Origin of the sequence: Chitinophaga sp., assembly GCF_039596135.1 — a bacterium.
Taxonomy (GTDB): domain Bacteria; phylum Bacteroidota; class Bacteroidia; order Chitinophagales; family Chitinophagaceae; genus Chitinophaga.
The window spans coordinates 1-16807 of the sequence record NZ_JBCNKH010000110.1 but is presented as its reverse complement, the minus strand read 5'-3'; the positions used below and the strand labels follow the sequence as shown (position 1 = coordinate 16807).

The following is a 16807-nucleotide window of genomic DNA, read 5'->3' as shown; positions in this document are numbered from 1 at the left end:
CCACATAAATGTTTTGTCCCGTAAAATCGGTAACTTTAAGTGTTTTTGTAAACATGGCTCAGAGATTTTGTAATTAAAGTTACAGCTCATCTCAAAGCCATGTTTTCTTTTTCAAACATACGAACTCTTACTTTAGAAATACAGGCTGTTTTGGACGTTTTCGCTGGTATGTCGGGTTCATGCTGCGGGGACGAAGGCATCTAAGATCCAGGCTGGATTCCAAAGTTCACGATAGTTGGCAATTTTCCCTTCCCGCAGTGTAATACGGCCCATGTAGATCTGCTGGTACTTCTTGCCAGTAGTAGTCACCAGGGCGCTTCCTTCGAACTCTACAAATACCGTATCAGGGTCAGCGGTAGCCGAGAATACCAGGTTAGTAAAGCTCCAGTTGGTGGCGCTTTGGGTTACGTAAGCTATGTATTCCGTAATAGCGTCTCGTCCTGCTATCTGGCTGGCATAGGGGGCGGGTGCAAAAGGGTACTCGTGCACGGCGTCCGCAGTCCATAGGTTGGCGTAAGCCTCCCGTGTCATGGCAGGGTCGGTAAACATAGCAAGGTGCATTCGAAATAAACGTTCGGCGGTGATGATTGAGTTCATAATCTTTAACTGTTTTATTATTACCTGACAAAACTACACGTGAGATGCTATAACTTTGATATGTGTTACATAAAGGATACCGGTAACAAAAAGGATACTATGGTGAACAAAAAACGCTGTTTAACGCCAGCCACCGACGACGAATGCAGAAGGGCGAGACTCAGTCTTCAGGACACGCTGGACGTAGTAGGCGGCAAATGGAAATTGGTACTGATCTCCATGTTGAGAGGTGGTAAGTTAAAGTTCCGGGAACTGTCCAGGGAAGCCGGGATATCTCCCCGAATATTATCTAAGGAATTGAAGGAAATGGAAATGAATGGCCTGGTTACCCGGACAGTTCTGAACACCAAACCCATCATGGTGGAGTATGAACTGACCCCCTATAGTAATACGCTTTCGGAGGTGATAATTGCCATGCATGAATGGGGGAAGATGCATCGCCAGAAAATGATTGAACAGAAGTCAACTGGACCTGGCTCGCTGTAGTGTACTGGCGGGAGTAGGTATTCTAATAAAAAAGCCCTTCAAATCAAAGATTTGAAGGGCTTCGTTTTACTTTTTGATCACTTTAAAAGATCTCACCCAACCAGCTCCGCTAACTTTTACAACATACATATTGGGTGGAAGCTTTGCTCCAAACTCCAATCTGTTGTTGACGGCTGCGGGCCTTATGGTTTCAACTACTTTGCCTGATATATCGATAATTTCAACGACCGTTATCTTTTCTGATTTTCCTACCGAAAGGTTGAATGTTGAGGCGGATGGGTTGGGATATACTGTTACCTGGCCTGGTATTGTGGATGCAGCTAATCGTGCACCTGATAATGTAACAGCAGTCCATTGCTGGTTATTACTACTGCTTGTGCTCCACTGCCCTAAATCGGCACCACTGGTTGTTTGCCCCAATCCATCGAGATATAAGCCGGTAGCTCTGTTCTTAAACTTCACATAGTTGCCTGCGGTCTCCTTTGTCCATTGCTGATTGTTACTGCTACTGCTGGCCCATTGACCTGCGATGGATCCATTGGAAGTTCTGCCCATGCCGTCAATATATAATCCTGTAGCGCGGTTTTTAATTTTTACATAACTGCCGGCTGTTTCCAATACCCATTGCTGGTTATTACTACTATTACTATTCTGTTGAGAGCAGTTGGCACCATTGCTGGTTCGGCCCACTCCATCGATCAATAACCCGGTAGCGCGATTTACCAGTGTGACGTAAGTTGTAGTAGTGCCACCACTACCTTGCATAATTGCATTGATAACACCCTGGTCAGTGGCGGCTCCTGTACTGCGGTTGAATAAACCAAAGTCAGTGGCCCCATTATCCCAGTAAACAGGGATCATTCCCTTACTTTTTGCGGAGTTTACAAGGTATTTATTGAAATACTCTCTTGAGGCCAGGTGAAGTGATAAATCTGCAGGATCAGACCGTTTGATAGTACCAAACTCACCAATGATGACAGGAATTCCTTTGTCTACAAACTTTGATTTCATCAGTCCCAGCAGGCGTTCTACCTCACTTTCCTCGCCCCAGGTGGCATTGCGATCAGTTTGGGTAGTAGAATGATACCCATTTCCCCAATAGAAAAACCGACTACCCCATGATTCATCAGTTGTTAAACCGCAAAACTGCCAGGGCGTATAATAGTGCGCCTCCACCATTAGGCGGTTGGCAGTGGGGTCTGTCGGCATGGTATTCATCAGGTTATTGGTTTTGTCTATATCTGTTCCGGGGCCCTGAATAATTAGCGTACGGGAACTGTTATTGCCACCCGTTGCGCGAACAGCATTAATAAAGGTCTGATGGTAGGATAGTAAAACGGACATGCCGGTGGCATCGGAAACATTGGGCTCATTGGCACTGGCAAAAAGCAGGTGTTCATTATAGTTTTTGAAATAGTTGGCAATTTGGGTCCAGTAATTCTGTTGTTTCGCATTTACGGTACTCTGGGCGCTGGTAGTGCAGTTGTTTTCCAGCCAGCCACCATCCCAGTGAATGTTAATAATGACGTACATATTGTTGCTGATACAGTAGTCTACTACAGTTTTCACCCGGGCTATCCAGGTGGCATCAATAACACCGTTACTGGTATGGCAATCCCAGGCGCAGGGGATACGAATTGTATTGAACCCGGCGGTTTTTACAGCATTGATAAGTGTCTGGCTGGTGGTGGGGTTGCCCCAGGCGGTTTCGCCACAAATAGCTTCGAGTGTGTTGCCAAGGTTCCAGCCGACTTTCATCTGGGCTGCTACCTGCTGTGCAGTGGGTAGTTGGGCCCATGCCGGCAGTGACAGGAATAGTAAACATGCAATAAGTAATGAATGTAGGGTTTGTTTCATAACATGAGTGGTTTTTAGGAGGGTGAAGAAATAGGGGAAAGGTCCATAGTGCTGGTGGGCCTTTCAGTTTTAATGCTACAGATTGCCCCTGCCGGGGCGAAATAATTGGATTTTCATAACGGGCAATATTTTATGTGGAACAATGGACTAAAGGTATAGAACTCTTAATGCAGGGAGGGGGTGCAAATGTTAACGATTAGGGTATAAAATGTTGCTTTTATGCTTATTTTCTGCCGGCTATTTCGAAAAAAAAGAGGAGACCAGCTCCTGATCTCCTCTTTCATGGTTGGATGACTGGGCACATTTTGGGCCCTCTCTGATATTGTTACTTTAAAAAACTATCCATATAACCTAATATCGTATTGGTCTGCATCATCAGGCTGACATGGCTCTGCGCAGGAACAATTGCTAATTGCGATTTAGGCATTGGGCCAAGATCAGCAGATACACCACCTCCCAGTAATTGATATGTTTTCATCAACTCAATTTTATCCGTTCCATCATTGTCACCGGATATAATTAAAACGGGCGCAGAAATTTTCGCAATATTGGCGTCGCCAAAGTCGAATGGCACCACAGCGTAAGCAATCATCTGTTCTAAAAACTTTGTCCATTTTGTTGTATCAGGGGCCACTGCATTGTATGCGGTTTGCATAGGAGTGTTCGTAAAAAGTTCAGGCTTCATTGTTTTAAATGCATTGTTTACTTCGGGTAGCCAGCCGCTACTTTTATAAGTAGCAGAAATGATGACTAATTTTCTTAACCTTTTAGGGCTTTGTATGGCAAACTGGTAACCCACAATGCCGCCAAAACTATACCCTGCTATATCAGCACTGTCAATTTTTAAGTAATCCATTACTCCTTCCACATCACTTGCTAAGGTAGCATGCGATAATTTTCTGTCTGAATACGCTGTATGTCCATGTCCCTGCAATTCAATGGCAATTACTTTCCTGTTTTTTGACAGTGCAGGAATTAACTGGCCCCAGTTCGTATTAATGGTCATAAAAGAACCGTGTAATAAAATTATAGGCTTGCCCTCTCCATATACTTCGTAATAAACATTAATGCCATTTACCGGTGCATAGCCGCTGGCGGTGGGTTTGCTTTGTTGTCCGTTGGATTGAAGTATTGTAGACATAAGGATCGAAATTATCAGTACAAATATTCTTTTCATAAACGTTAGTTAAAGTATTTTTTAATGTCGTTGACACTACAAAGATGAAAAGAATATCAATAACCGAGGCTGTGTGTAAACGACAAATTGGGGGGCAAACGCGACAGGGGGTGTACATATTATACCGGAATTATTTTCACTGTAGCGGCACGCGCCTGATTACTAACCATAGGCGGCAAATACGGACTACTCTTATATTTTTTCCTGTAAGCTTCATCAATAGCATTGTTTATATCTCCCGATACCCCTTCAAACCGCACCTCCTTCGTCATACCTGCTGCAATAATGCGACCTGCTTTTTGTTGCATTGCAGACTTGTACCATCTTGAATTAACACCGTTGTAGGCCCGGACATATAATTCGTCATTTACCACAACTTCCCAAATCCATGTTGGCGTTCCATATGTTTTTCCATCTTCCCGGAAAGGAGCAATTTTAAGGTCATCTGCATTGTCGATTTGCTTCAGTTCAGAAGCTTTAAATTGTTTGTTTTCTGTGTTCATGACTCCATTTTTTATTAACTACATGTTTATTGAATACTGTAACCACCGTCTACCACCAACGTATGGCCTACTACAAGGCTTGCCATATCACTGCACAGCCAAAGGACGGCACTGGCTATTTCTTCAGCATGCCCCAAACGCTTAACAGGTACGGTTTCTATCATTGCATCTAATATATCCTGCTGACCACCCGCCATCATTTTGTCCACCATTGGTGTATGAATTATACCAGGGCAGATGGAGTTGATACGTATTCCTTGTGCGGCATACTCCAAGGCTGCACTTTTGGTAAGCCCGATCACACCATGTTTGGCTCCGTGATAGGTTCCTCTTTGTGGCCCGCCCAAAATTCCACCGATTGAAGAACAGTTTACAATAGCACCGCTGCCCTGCTTGCGCATATGTTGTAATTCGTATTTCATACAACTCCATACGCCACGCAGGTTTACGCCCATCACCCTGTCAAAATCTTCTATGGTCTGGTCGGCTGCATCTGCAAGTACATTCTGGATACCTGCATTGTTAAAGGCTGCATCCAATTTTCCAAATGTTTTCACCGTTTTAGTGACCATTGCTTTTACCTGTGTATCGTCCGAAACATCGCAGGCAATAGCAAGCGTTTTATAGCCGGCTGTCTTTAGTTGTTCTGCTGCTTTGTTTACCATGGCTTCATCCCGGTCTGCTAATGCAACCGATGCTCCAGTCTCTGCAAATGCCTTTGCAGTAGCAAATCCAATGCCCTGGGCTGCGCCGGTAACAAGAACAACTTTGTTTTCCATTAGTCTCATAAGTTAATATTTTTGTAAGAATATTCTGATCTTACAAAGGTCCAGCCTTATGTATAAAAATTCCTTATACGATCCACGGATAATGCTACCATTTTCACTGATTAGTTTGGCACTTCAAACAATGGGAAAAATATTGGGTAAATTTGTATTGACGCTTAAATGCAATTAAAATGGACGAGATTTTAAGAATTGATACGGTTAGCGAACATGATGCTTTTTATCATAAGGAAAATTTGCACCCGTTAGCAAGCGTAATAGATTTTAACGGCAGCGTACCGGAGGTCTATGCGTCCAAAATGAATTTTGGCTTTTATGCAGTGTATTTAAAAGAAGTAATATGCGGTGATATGAAATATGGACGGCATACTTATGATTATCAGGACAGGACGTTGGTTTTTGTAGCTCCAGGGCAAATAATCCATGTAGATATAAACAAGGATTATAAACCTCAGGGCTATGCTTTGTTGTTCCATCCCGACCTGATACGTGGTACATCTTTGGGCAGACATATTGACGATTATACATTCTTTTCTTATCAATCTAATGAAGCACTGCACATATCTGAAAGAGAGCGGAAAGTTGTATTGGATTGTTTCGACAAAATTAGATACGAACTGGAGTCTGGTGTGGACAAGCATAGTAAAATGCTGATAGCCGCAAATATTGAATTATTCTTAAACTATTGTATACGTTTTTACGATCGCCAGTTTATATCCCGTAATGATGTGAACAGTGATGTACTGGTTCAGTTCGAAAAAATGCTAAGCGAATTTTATCAGTCAGACAAGCCACAAACAATAGGCTTGCCAACTGTTACCTGGTGTGCGGAGCAACTCAATCTTTCTACCAATTATTTTGGAGATTTAATAAAAAAAGAAACGGGTAAAACGGTTTTGGAATATATCCAATTGAAGATAATGGCTTTGGCTAAACAAAAGATTTTGGAAAGCAAAAAGACCATTAACGAGATAGCATACGAATTAGGATTCAAATATCCGGCACATTTTACGAGGGCTTTCAAGAAGAGTACAGGCGTAACGCCCATCGAGTTTAGGTCTCAAAATTAAGAGTCAGCAATGCCATCTTCTCTGCCATGTTGAAATTTTGAAATAAATAAAAAGAGAACCACACTATTAGTGCGGCTCTCTAACGTTATTTAAGCTAGCTATAGTTTGGCTTTTCCGGAAACCTCAAAAGAGTCTTCCAGCAAATGATAGCGAGTGATCAGGCCGTTTTCGACAACGATATCAATACTGAACTCTGACTTCATTACTTTGTTATTTTTCTTCATGCGGGATTCAAGATAACCCAGGATGACTACTCTATTACCTTTGCTTAATATATCTGTGAACTCCAGCTTTTCCGGCTTGATGTTTTCTCTTAGCAGTTTGAAATGATCTGTGATCGCTGCACGTCCTATCCTTTTACCAATCCAGGGTACGTTCTTTATATCGCCGGGAATGAACATTTCCGCCTTCTCGTCAAAGGATTTTGCCAGTTCTGCAGGGGATGCACCAGATTTGAATTTGTCAAAGAATGCATTGACGACCTTTAGTGCTGTTGAGTCCTGAACAACCACTGATACGCCTGTGTTGGCAGTAGCATTACTCAGGTTGTCGATTCCCCTTTTATCAGTTGGGCTGGCACTTTTTGCATTCTCATTGAAAGCAGCCATAACGATTGTGGCTAATCCTGACATCAAAATTATTTTTTTCATTTTGGACGTTTAAGTTTAAGTCAAAATTAGACCGTCCATTTCCAATTATAAATGACATTTGGTAAAAACAGAATGTGACAATTGTCAATAAAGGCCACTGTATTATGAGAGAGAAGGAGGAGAGTGACAAAAGTGAATACGATACTGAACTACCCGTAAGCATCGTGACTGATCTGTTTACAATACCAAAGATATCAGTCAGTTAGCGCTGCCAGGTAATGACTGTGCGCTTGTAGCGTTATTTTTTGCCGCCTGTTTTCTAACACGACTGAGCGTCTCCCTTGTGATGCCCAAAAATGAGGCAATCATATACAAGGGAATTCGATTATAAAGCGTTGGATATTTGTTCACAAAATTATTGTATCTAACTTCTGCCGGTTCGCTAATATTGCTGAAAATCCTGTTCTGGTTTGCTTCAAAGTTTTTGGCGGTCAGGCCATCGATCATACGTTTGAAGTTGGGAATAGTCGCAAGAAGATGATCCCATATTTCACTGGAAAACCAGATCAGCTCACTGTTCTCAAGCGCTTCGATATAACAATTACTGGGCTCGCCGGACATGAAACTGGTAAAATCAGATATCCACCAGTTTTCTATAGCAAATTTCATGGTATATTCCTGTCCATCTTCTCCTTTGCGGAATAAACGGAAACATCCACTTGCAACAAAGCCAATAAAGTTACTAACTTTCCCTTCTTCAAGCAGATAGTGGTTCTTTCGAACTTTTTTTGACACCGCGGCTTGTCTGACCAGTTCCAGTTCTATTGGAGTGAGCTTCCCCTTTTCAACCAGGTATTGTGCGAAAAATTCAAACATGTTAGACAGCTTTTAGCAAAGCTATTCAAAAGTCTGCACACTGTCTGTTTCGCCGGTTTAATATGGTAATAAAATGACTTACAAATAATTGGGGGTTTAGCAGGATGCTAGGCCAATGCCTGCCATGACAGCGGGTTATTAATTTCTATGACGCAAACCATAAAAACAGGCGGCAGGTCATTGCCGCCTGCTGGGGTAACTACTTCATTAAACTTAAATTGGTCAGGCCGCCGTCAGACAGTATCTCTGTGCCAACTATGAAAGCTGAATCGTCAGACGCAAGAAATGCAGCTGCTTTTCCTATGTCAGCAGGCACTCCTTGGCGTCCTACCGGTGTAATATCTATCCAGGTTTTTTTGATAACATCGACTTGTTCTTCAGGCACAATTTTTCCAAATACAGGCGTGTCAATAGAACCTGGTGATAACGTATTCACTCTGATCTTTCTTGACAAAAGGTCAAGCGATAGACCTTTGGCAAGGGAGATAACTGCAGCTTTCGCTGCACCATAAATGGTCATGCCGGGAGCTGCGCGATGTGCGGCGCTTGAACCGATCAGGATGATGGACGCGCCGTCGTTGAGATATGGCAAAGCTTTCTTAACAGTGAAATAGGTGCTTTTAAGATTCAGATCCATATACAGATCATAACTTTCCTCCGTCACATCATCAATGCTAGCCATCGGTACGCCGTCAACGATGCCGCCTGCATTTACAACGAGGATATCGATTTTGCCAAATTTAAGTGCTGTTACCTTGAATATATTTTCCAGGTCACTCAGGTTGGTTACATCTCCTTTAACACCGATAAATCCCTCACCCAGTGCTTTGGCTGAGCTATCCAGCGTTGCCTGATTTCTGCCGGTAATCACGCCAACAGCACCTTCATTTTTCAATGCTTCTGCGATGCCAAATCCTATACCGCTATTACCTCCGGTAACTACGGCTACTTTGTTTTCTAATTTCAATTTTTTAGGTATTAAGTACGATGCAAAGGTGAAGCTTTGAGTGTTGGGCAAAAAGGACATTTGTCAAAAAAGGAATGTGACCAATGTCAATAAATAGGGTTGCTCAAAATAAGATATGGCCTATTTTAATGCGCTAGGATAGCAAAGCTAACTATGGAATGGATCCCCTTGTAAGACCGATGGGAATAAAATATGCAGGATGAATTAATTATTTATCCATTAATTCCGTTGGAGAATATCCAAATTGCTTTTTGAAGGCATAAGAAAAATGAGAGAGATTTTCAAACCCTGTTTCCAGATAAACATCCGTAACCTTTCGTTTATTTTCGCTGAGTTGATAGTGAGCCAGTTCAAGTCGTTTTTGTGTGAGCCAACGTTGAGGACTAATAAGAAATGCTTTTTTGAAATCTGTTTTAAAAGTTGTTAAACTACGCCCAGTAAGGTAAGCAAACTTTTGGAGAGGCATATTAAACATAAAGTTTCTTTCCATGAAATCCACCAGATCAATCTTTCCGGGTTCAGAAAAGTTTGCCAGAAAGCGGTCTATACCCAAATCAAGAATGCGAAGAATCGTAATAGCCTCTTCTATTTTCACTGAAACTACAGCAGGCGGTAATTCTTCTTTCATTTCAAAATAGGGTAGAAGTGAGCCAAAAAAACTATCGAGCAAGGGGTGTTTTTTATAATGTCGTAAATTGTCATCCTGGTTATCCATATTTTCAAGCTCCGGCATATGATGTTTGTAATAATTCTTTAACCGTTCTGCCTTTAAATTGATGGTTAGCGATCTGTAATCCTTTCCGTCTTTTGCGTATGTGATAAATGTCGCCAATTGATTACGGGGACAAAACCATGTATCCCCGGGCTTTAAGATATAAGTTTGATCTGCAACGACTACCTTAAGCTCTCCGGATATTATTCGCCCAAAAGTATGGTCACCGAATAACAATTCGTGCTTAAAATACTTTCCCTGGGTACACGGAAGCATAATCTCCTGTGTTGAAGTCCAGTATTTTGACATAACTATATCTATTTATCCAATACAAAGGAACGCATATATTTTCTAATTCCAACTATGCGTTCCTTTGTTGTTTTAAACTATATCGAACCTGACTCCTGTGAGTTTTTCAGTCAGCGCCCATAATTTCTGAGCATTGTCCGGATCGACCGCCTGGGGAATTACCCCTCTTGTCATAGAGAATGTTTCAGGAGTTATATTTTCCCATTTATTGTCCACGACTGATACTTCGGTATCTTCACAATATACCCCTCCAACATTTGCCAATTTTGGGCTGGTGGCGCACCAAACGGTGGTAGAGGCTCCTTCCTGCGGGGTTTTAAACCCGTTGTATGGGTCGTGGCGTGGGTTCCCTTCTTCATCCAGAAGTCCATGTTCCTTTAGTGTATCGATAGAAACACCTTTATCAGGATCAACGGTTGTGATCATCCCAGGATGTAAAGTATATGCCCTTATCCCATGTGTTTGTGCGCGTTTATCAAGCTCAACGGTGAATAGTATATTAGCTGTTTTTGATCGTGTATAAGCAACAGAAGGATCGTATGGCTGATGCTCAAAATTAGGGTCCTCTAATTCGATAGGTGCCGTATGATGGGCCCACGAAGAAACAGTCACAACTCTTGCACCATTTGCCTTTTTCAAGGAAGGCCATAGTTGAGCTGTCAGTTGAAAATGTCCCAGATGATTGGTTGAGAACTGCAATTCGTATCCCCTGTCATCACGTATTAACGGAGTCAACATTACTCCTGCATTGTTAATCAATATATGCAAAGGTTTGTTTAGTGATAGAAACTCATCAGCAAACCTTTTAATCGAAACGGGATCGGTCAATTTCATTTCGGATACAGTCACATTAGGTATTCCCAAAAGTTTCTTCTTTGCTTTATCTACATTTCTTGCAGGCACATACACTTCAGCTCCGGCCTCTGCAAGTGCTTTTACTGTTTCCAGACCAATATTTGAATAGCCGCCAGTTACAATAGCTATTTTCCCGCTAAGATCTATTCCGTTAATTACGTCCATTGCAGTCGATGCTGCATCAAATCCGGAATCTACAGGACTTTGCAAAGCTCCATAGTAATTGTTTGCCTCTTTTTTCATTTTTACTTCTTTGTGTTTCAGCAAAATTACCGTGAAGTTTTACTGTCTGTTTTGTTTAAAGGGCGGATTTTTGTTTGTTCAGAAGGCAGGAATGATTTTGATAATGAGCATTCTGCAGGATAAGGCTACAACTTCCCTAAAATCTTTTTAGTTACAAATTCACTAAAAAAGAAATCCCTGTAAATATTTCCGATTGGAATCTCGTTTGTACCGATGTACACCGTATTATTATCAACAGAGTCGATGTGTTTAATATTGATGATATAAGATTTGCTCACACGCACAAACATTTCCTTTGGTAATTGATCGTAAATAGTTTTAATATTCATCGCCGTAATTACCCGCTGATTTTCGGTGTGCATCACTACGTAATCTTTTAAACCCTGAATGAAAAAGAGGTTGCTGAAATATAATTTGAAAATTCTTCGGTCTGCTTTCACAAAGAAAAAATCGTCTGCTACCTGTTCAATATTGTTATTAGCGTAATCTGCTTTAAATAATTTAGAGTAGGTGTGCGCTTTTTCAATTGCCTTTTGAAAACGCTCCAATTTTACGGGTTTTATCAGGTAGTCAATTGCATCTACTTCGTAGCTGTCCGTAGCAAATTCAGAATAGGCGGTTGTAAAGATGACAAATGTTTCTTTCGGAATGGTTCGGGCAAATTCAATTCCGTTAATTCCCGGCATTTGTATGTCCAGAAAGATCAATTCAACTGTATTGTTTTCCATAAAACCCGTGGCGTTTTCGGCGCTGCTGAACGAACCGATTAAATCTAAACCATCAGTTTGGTCAATCAACATTTCTATAGCTTCTCTTGCCAATGGCTCATCGTCTATGATAATGCAGTTCATAATTTTATGTTTAATGTTGCGCAGTACGTTTCTGTATTGTCTTCAATGCTTAAACTATGTGATGCAGGGAACAGTAGTTCAAGTCTTCGCCTGATGTTCGCCAATCCTAAACCGCCGGAATTACTGTCCGATTTCAGAATAGGTTTTGAATTGATGCATTTAAAGAAAAGTTCATTATTCCTAACATCAAAATACAGGTGTACATAAGACGATTTTGTTGCATCATTGTTGTGCTTTACCGCATTTTCCACAAACGAAATGAACAGCAAAGGCGGAATTTGTACGCCGCTCAAATCTCCCTCTTTTGAAATCAGGAAGTCAAAACTATCCCGCCTTACTTTTTCCAAATTCAAAAAATCTTCTAAGAAATGAATATCCGAAGTCAGCAACACTTTATCTCTTGCACTGTCATAAAGTTGGTAGCGGAGTAAATCGCTCAACTTCATTAAAACCTGCGAGGCTTTTTCGGGGTCTTTCTTCGTTAGAACATTGGCATTGTTTAACATGTTAAACAAAAAATGCGGATTGATCTGGTTTTTCAATTGCTCCAATTCTGCATAAGCTTTCGACTGCTCCAGTTCGTAGATCAATTGTTTGTCCATCATTCCTTTCTGAAACAGCTTTATGGAAGATGAAGCCGCTAACAGCAACACGGTAAGGAAGGAAAAAAGTGGAATATTCAGCCCACGCCCTTTGACAAAAGGATTGAAAAAATAACCACAAATAGCCACCACAACAAGGATGCCGGCTACGGATAAACAGTATTCAATATTTTTATTCCTGAACAAAAGCTTTGGCACCAGCACATACATATTCACATAAAACAGTATGATAAAATATGCAAATATCACTATTGGGTTTTCAATTAAGGAAGCGCTGTTGTACAATACAGCGCCGATAAAGACGATGAGCAGCAAATGCCGGAGTATCCTGCGGTCAGGTGAAATCAGGAAACGAAAAAGTACATTTTCGCTAATAGCCTGTTGATGGGTAAAATTATTCATTTATAAAATTGTATAGAACAAACCTAACATTTAGCGTTATGATCTGATCTGATTTTATACGAAAGCGTGCGCTTTTTATACGAAAGCAGGGGCGTTATAGAAACGTATAATACAAGATATATATTTTGTAGTGCCCCTGCATATTTTGCTATAAAAGATACCACATTTGGTATAATTAAAAAAAGGCGGTTATCCAAAGGAATAGTTTTGTGTCTCACTTGCAATTGTTAAATCGATTTTTAAAAGATGAGACATAAGATCATTTATACACTGCTGCTAATGACCATCTCATTCGTGGCCTATTCACAGGAGAAAGTCACATTGAGTGGAACAATCACCGTAAAAACCAGCACTGAAGCAATAATCGGTGCAAGCATTTTTATTCCTGAAGCAAAAGTTTCAGCAGTTACTGATGCGTATGGCTTTTATTCTATTACTCTGCCCAAAGGAGCATATACAATCGTAATCAGCTATATAGGGTTTGAGCATATTGAGGAACATATCTTTTTGACAAAAAACGTCAGGAAAGATTTTTCGATGCTTGAAAAAAGTAAAACTTTAGATGAAGTAGTGATAAAATACCATAGTTCAGCAAGCGACATCCGAAAACCGGAAATGAGTGTAAATAAACTCTCTATCTCCACCATTAAAAAGATGCCGGCAGTTATGGGCGAGGTCGATATTTTGAAAGCTATCCTGCAACTTCCGGGAGTTTCCAATGCACAGGAGGGAGCAACAGGCTTTAACGTCAGGGGTGGTTCGGTTGACGGCAATTTGATATTGTTAGATGAAGCCGTTGTTTACAATACGTCGCACCTGTTCGGCTTTTTCTCCGTTTTTAATGCTGATGTGATTAAAGATTTGAAATTGTATAAGGGCGGAATACCTGCTAATTTCGGTGGGCGCACTTCCGCTGTTTTGGATATTTATCAAAAAGAAGGGAACAACAAAGAATATCACATAACGGGTGGAATAGGGGCGGTTTCGAGCAGATTATTGGCAGAAGGCCCTATTGTAAAGGATAAAGGTTCGTTCGTGGTTGCTGGTCGTGCTTCTTATGCTCATTTGTTTCTGAAACTGGCTGACAACCCAAATTCTGTCTCTTTTTATGATTTGAATGCTAAGCTGAATTATAAGATCAATGACAATAACAGGGTTTTCCTTTCAGGATATTTCGGCAAGGATAATATGAATTTTAACAATTTTTTCAGCAACAATTATTCAAATTCATTCTTTAATTTTCGTTGGAATCATACCTTTTCTGAAAGACTTTTCTCTAATGCATCGGTCATTTACAGTAAGTACAATTATGGTCTGAAGATAAAATCTGTTGGCATTGATTGGCTATCGGACATCCGTAATTATAACCTGAAGTACAATTTTAGCCATCACCTGTCTGATAAGCTGGTTTTCAATTATGGTCTCAATTCTATCTACTACCAATTCAATCCCGGCACAATAAAACCCCTGGATGCTACATCGCCTATCAATGCTGACCAGATTGAAAAAAAGTATGCCTGGGAAAACGCATTGTACATCAGTGCCGAGCAAAAAATCACGAATAAAATATCATTGAATTATGGGCTGCGCTATAGCAATTTCCAACGTTTGGGAGAACAGAATGTAAATAATTATGCCAATAATCAGGCCGTAGTTTTCAATCCGGAGTTGCAAATCTATGAAGAAGGTACGCCTACAGGTATAACCCATTACAATAAAAACAAAAAGATCATTGATTTTGGAAATTTAGAACCCCGTCTGGCAGTTTCTTATTCCATAAATGACGACCAATCCATAAAGGCGAGTTATAACCGGATGAGCCAGTATATCCATCTAATTTCCAATACTGCTTCTGTTTCCCCACTCGACATATGGGCGCCGAGCGATCAATATTTGAAACCTGAAATTCTTGACCAGGTTGCATTGGGTTATTTCAGAAATTTCAGCAATGGAAAATATTCTCTGGAAACGGAAGCTTTTTACAAGAAAGTCAAAAACAAAGCGGATTACATTGACGGTGCCGAATTGATTGCCCACAAGGCCATAGAGCAGGTATTGCTAAATGGGGAGGCAAGAGCTTACGGGCTGGAAGTGATGTTGAAGAAAAATACAGGGAAACTGACAGGCTGGCTTTCTTACACACTTTCTAAAGCAGAGCAGCGTACACCGGGAAGAAACGCGGGAGAACCGGGCATTAACAATGGCGAATGGTATCGTGCTAATTACGATAAAACACATAATCTTTCCCTTACAGCCGCTTATCAGCTGACAAAAAAATGGAATTTTGGTGGCATGTTTACCTATCAAACAGGGAAAGCTGCAACCTACCCCGTCGGCAAATATCAGTACCAGGGAATTACGATCGGGAATTACGGAGCGCGAAACGCGAACTCTCTTCCGGCTTATCATCATTTGGATCTATCGGCAACCTACACACCAAAACCAGACAGTAAAAAAAGGTGGAAAAGTGAATGGGTATTCAGCATTTACAATGTTTATGGGAGAAACAATGCCGCATCTATTATGTTCGAGCAAAACAGGGAAACAGGGTGGAGCGAAGCAAAGAGGATATCGATTTTCGGTATCATTCCGGGAGTGACCTACAATTTTAAATTTTAATTCTAGTATAAAAATGAAGAATATACTTAAATACGGGATTGTTTCATACTGTTTTTTCCTGCTGTCTTGTACCAAAGTCGTAGAAGTGGATTTAGAAACAGCAGCACCGAAATTGGTAATTGATGCATCGATTGATTGGGTAAAGGGTACGACGGGCAATGAGCAGAAAATCGCACTCTCCACCACAACGGGATATTACGATACGGCATTTCCAACAGTTTCAGGAGCAGATATAGTTGTAATAAATTCAGCAGATATTGTTTTTAGTTTTATTGAAAATCCCGGTACGGGGGAATATATCTGTTCCAATTTTCATCCGGTTATCGGGGAAACCTATACCTTGAAAGTGGTCTTAAATGGGGAGATCTATACCGCAACTGAAACTTGTATAGGTGTACCAAAGATTGAAGATAATATTGCACAGAATAATAAGGGCGGAATTGGAGGTGATGAGGTGGAAATCACCTACTACTACCAGGATAATGGCAGTGAGGAAAATCACTATCTACAGCGTATCCTGTCACCTGTGTCAGCGTACCCGGATTATAAAGCCGAAGATGACGAAAACAGTCAGGGCAACCTGATGCGGGGAAATTTTTCCGACAAAGATCTGATGGCAGGAGACAGGATAAACATCAGGCTATATGGAATTTCCGGGAGATATTATGATTATTTCAGGAAATTGTTAGCAGCATCCGGGGCTGAATCCGGCCCGTTTCAAACAACACCAGGCTCGGTAAGGGGAAATATCATCAATCAGACCCATTTCGCAAACTTTGCTTATGGATACTTCAGATTATCGGAAGTAGACGTAAAGGATTATACGATACAGTAACTAATTGGATTCATAGATATCGTTCATGAAAAATAACCATACCATTTTTCCAGTTGAGAGACGTTATAAAAAATATTATTGACTACTGGACGAAATGTACAGAGACAAAATTTACACATTTCGGTAGCTGCCCCATAAGCTAAATAAGGATATAATATAGCGCTTAGATAGAACAAAAGAGAGTAAAAAGATCAGATTTACTCTCTTTTGTACGTTTTGTCGGGGCGGCTGGACAGATTTCGAACCAAATCTTAGACAGTTTCTGAAATAGTGTCTGGATTTGGGTTTTCTGCTCCTTTTCGCTTTGTCTGATGTGATGAATCGACGGTTATCGGTTTTTTTTGATTATAATCGATCAGCCTCTAAAGAGTTTGAACTACCTGCATAAAATCGTTCCGGCTCCAGTGATCGGTTATCCTTCCGTCCTTTAAAATATCTATTTCAATTACATTCATTTCCACTTTCTTTCCT

The 16807-nt window shown here is 40.9% G+C and carries 16 protein-coding genes; 4 read left to right on the top strand and 12 right to left on the bottom strand.

What is annotated here, in order from left to right; all coding sequences use genetic code 11:
• Positions 1–177 precede the first annotated feature (177 nt).
• Positions 178–549 carry a nuclear transport factor 2 family protein gene (locus ABDW16_RS30080; protein WP_343675032.1) on the bottom strand — a complete coding sequence of 124 codons (372 nt, stop codon included), beginning with the start codon at positions 547–549 and terminating at the stop codon, positions 178–180.
• Positions 550–696: 147 nt separating this feature from the next.
• Between ABDW16_RS30080 and ABDW16_RS30075 the strand changes: the two genes are divergently transcribed.
• Positions 697–1083 (top strand): helix-turn-helix domain-containing protein, encoded by a 387-nt coding sequence (locus ABDW16_RS30075; RefSeq protein WP_343675031.1) that lies wholly within the window; start codon positions 697–699, stop codon positions 1081–1083.
• Between the two features lie 66 nt (positions 1084–1149).
• Here ABDW16_RS30075 and ABDW16_RS30070 read toward each other — a convergent pair whose 3' ends face one another.
• The 4 genes from ABDW16_RS30070 to ABDW16_RS30055 form a co-directional block, all read right to left on the bottom strand.
• Positions 1150–2940 carry a cellulase family glycosylhydrolase gene (locus tag ABDW16_RS30070; protein ID WP_343675029.1) on the bottom strand — a complete coding sequence of 597 codons (1791 nt, stop codon included), beginning with the start codon at positions 2938–2940 and terminating at the stop codon, positions 1150–1152.
• Between the two features lie 325 nt (positions 2941–3265).
• Positions 3266–4081, bottom strand: a complete 816-nt coding sequence (locus tag ABDW16_RS30065) for an alpha/beta hydrolase (RefSeq protein ID WP_343675028.1) — start codon at positions 4079–4081, stop codon at positions 3266–3268.
• Positions 4082–4236: 155 nt separating this feature from the next.
• Complete coding sequence (locus ABDW16_RS30060) at positions 4237–4620, bottom strand: DUF2255 family protein (RefSeq protein ID WP_343675026.1); 384 nt, start codon at positions 4618–4620, stop codon at positions 4237–4239.
• A gap of 26 nt (positions 4621–4646) precedes the next feature.
• Positions 4647–5399: an SDR family oxidoreductase gene (locus ABDW16_RS30055; protein WP_343675025.1), complete on the bottom strand. Its 753-nt coding sequence runs from the start codon at positions 5397–5399 to the stop codon at positions 4647–4649.
• A 179-nt stretch (positions 5400–5578) separates the two neighbouring features.
• Between ABDW16_RS30055 and ABDW16_RS30050 the strand changes: the two genes are divergently transcribed.
• The gene (locus ABDW16_RS30050) at positions 5579–6475 is read left to right on the top strand and encodes a helix-turn-helix transcriptional regulator (RefSeq protein ID WP_343675023.1); all 897 of its coding nucleotides are present in this window, start codon (positions 5579–5581) and stop codon (positions 6473–6475) included.
• Between the two features lie 98 nt (positions 6476–6573).
• Here ABDW16_RS30050 and ABDW16_RS30045 read toward each other — a convergent pair whose 3' ends face one another.
• From ABDW16_RS30045 to ABDW16_RS30015, 7 genes are all read right to left on the bottom strand, one after another.
• Entirely contained in the window at positions 6574–7125 is a 552-nt protein-coding gene (locus ABDW16_RS30045; RefSeq protein ID WP_343675022.1) for a hypothetical protein, read from the bottom strand.
• Positions 7126–7323: 198 nt separating this feature from the next.
• Positions 7324–7941, bottom strand: coding sequence for a Crp/Fnr family transcriptional regulator (locus tag ABDW16_RS30040; protein ID WP_343675020.1), 618 nt, complete (start codon positions 7939–7941; stop codon positions 7324–7326).
• A gap of 199 nt (positions 7942–8140) precedes the next feature.
• A complete protein-coding gene (locus ABDW16_RS30035; RefSeq protein ID WP_343675018.1) occupies positions 8141–8908 on the bottom strand; it encodes an SDR family oxidoreductase in 768 nt (255 codons plus the stop codon).
• Between the two features lie 208 nt (positions 8909–9116).
• Positions 9117–9929, bottom strand: a complete 813-nt coding sequence (locus ABDW16_RS30030) for an AraC family transcriptional regulator (RefSeq protein WP_343675016.1) — start codon at positions 9927–9929, stop codon at positions 9117–9119.
• A 72-nt stretch (positions 9930–10001) separates the two neighbouring features.
• Positions 10002–11051 (bottom strand): SDR family NAD(P)-dependent oxidoreductase, encoded by a 1050-nt coding sequence (locus ABDW16_RS30025; RefSeq protein WP_343675015.1) that lies wholly within the window; start codon positions 11049–11051, stop codon positions 10002–10004.
• Positions 11052–11152: 101 nt separating this feature from the next.
• A complete protein-coding gene (locus ABDW16_RS30020) occupies positions 11153–11878 on the bottom strand; it encodes a LytTR family DNA-binding domain-containing protein (protein ID WP_343675013.1) in 726 nt (241 codons plus the stop codon).
• The gene (locus tag ABDW16_RS30015; RefSeq protein ID WP_343675034.1) at positions 11875–12690 is read right to left on the bottom strand and encodes a histidine kinase; all 816 of its coding nucleotides are present in this window, start codon (positions 12688–12690) and stop codon (positions 11875–11877) included. The genes ABDW16_RS30020 and ABDW16_RS30015 overlap by 4 nt, the downstream gene beginning before the upstream one ends.
• 438 nt (positions 12691–13128) lie before the next feature.
• On the opposite strand from ABDW16_RS30015, the gene ABDW16_RS30010 reads away from it, so the two are divergent.
• Positions 13129–15501 (top strand): TonB-dependent receptor, encoded by a 2373-nt coding sequence (locus tag ABDW16_RS30010; protein ID WP_343675011.1) that lies wholly within the window; start codon positions 13129–13131, stop codon positions 15499–15501.
• 13 nt (positions 15502–15514) lie between these two features.
• Positions 15515–16336: a DUF4249 family protein gene (locus ABDW16_RS30005; protein WP_343675009.1), complete on the top strand. Its 822-nt coding sequence runs from the start codon at positions 15515–15517 to the stop codon at positions 16334–16336.
• Positions 16337–16807 lie beyond the last annotated feature (471 nt).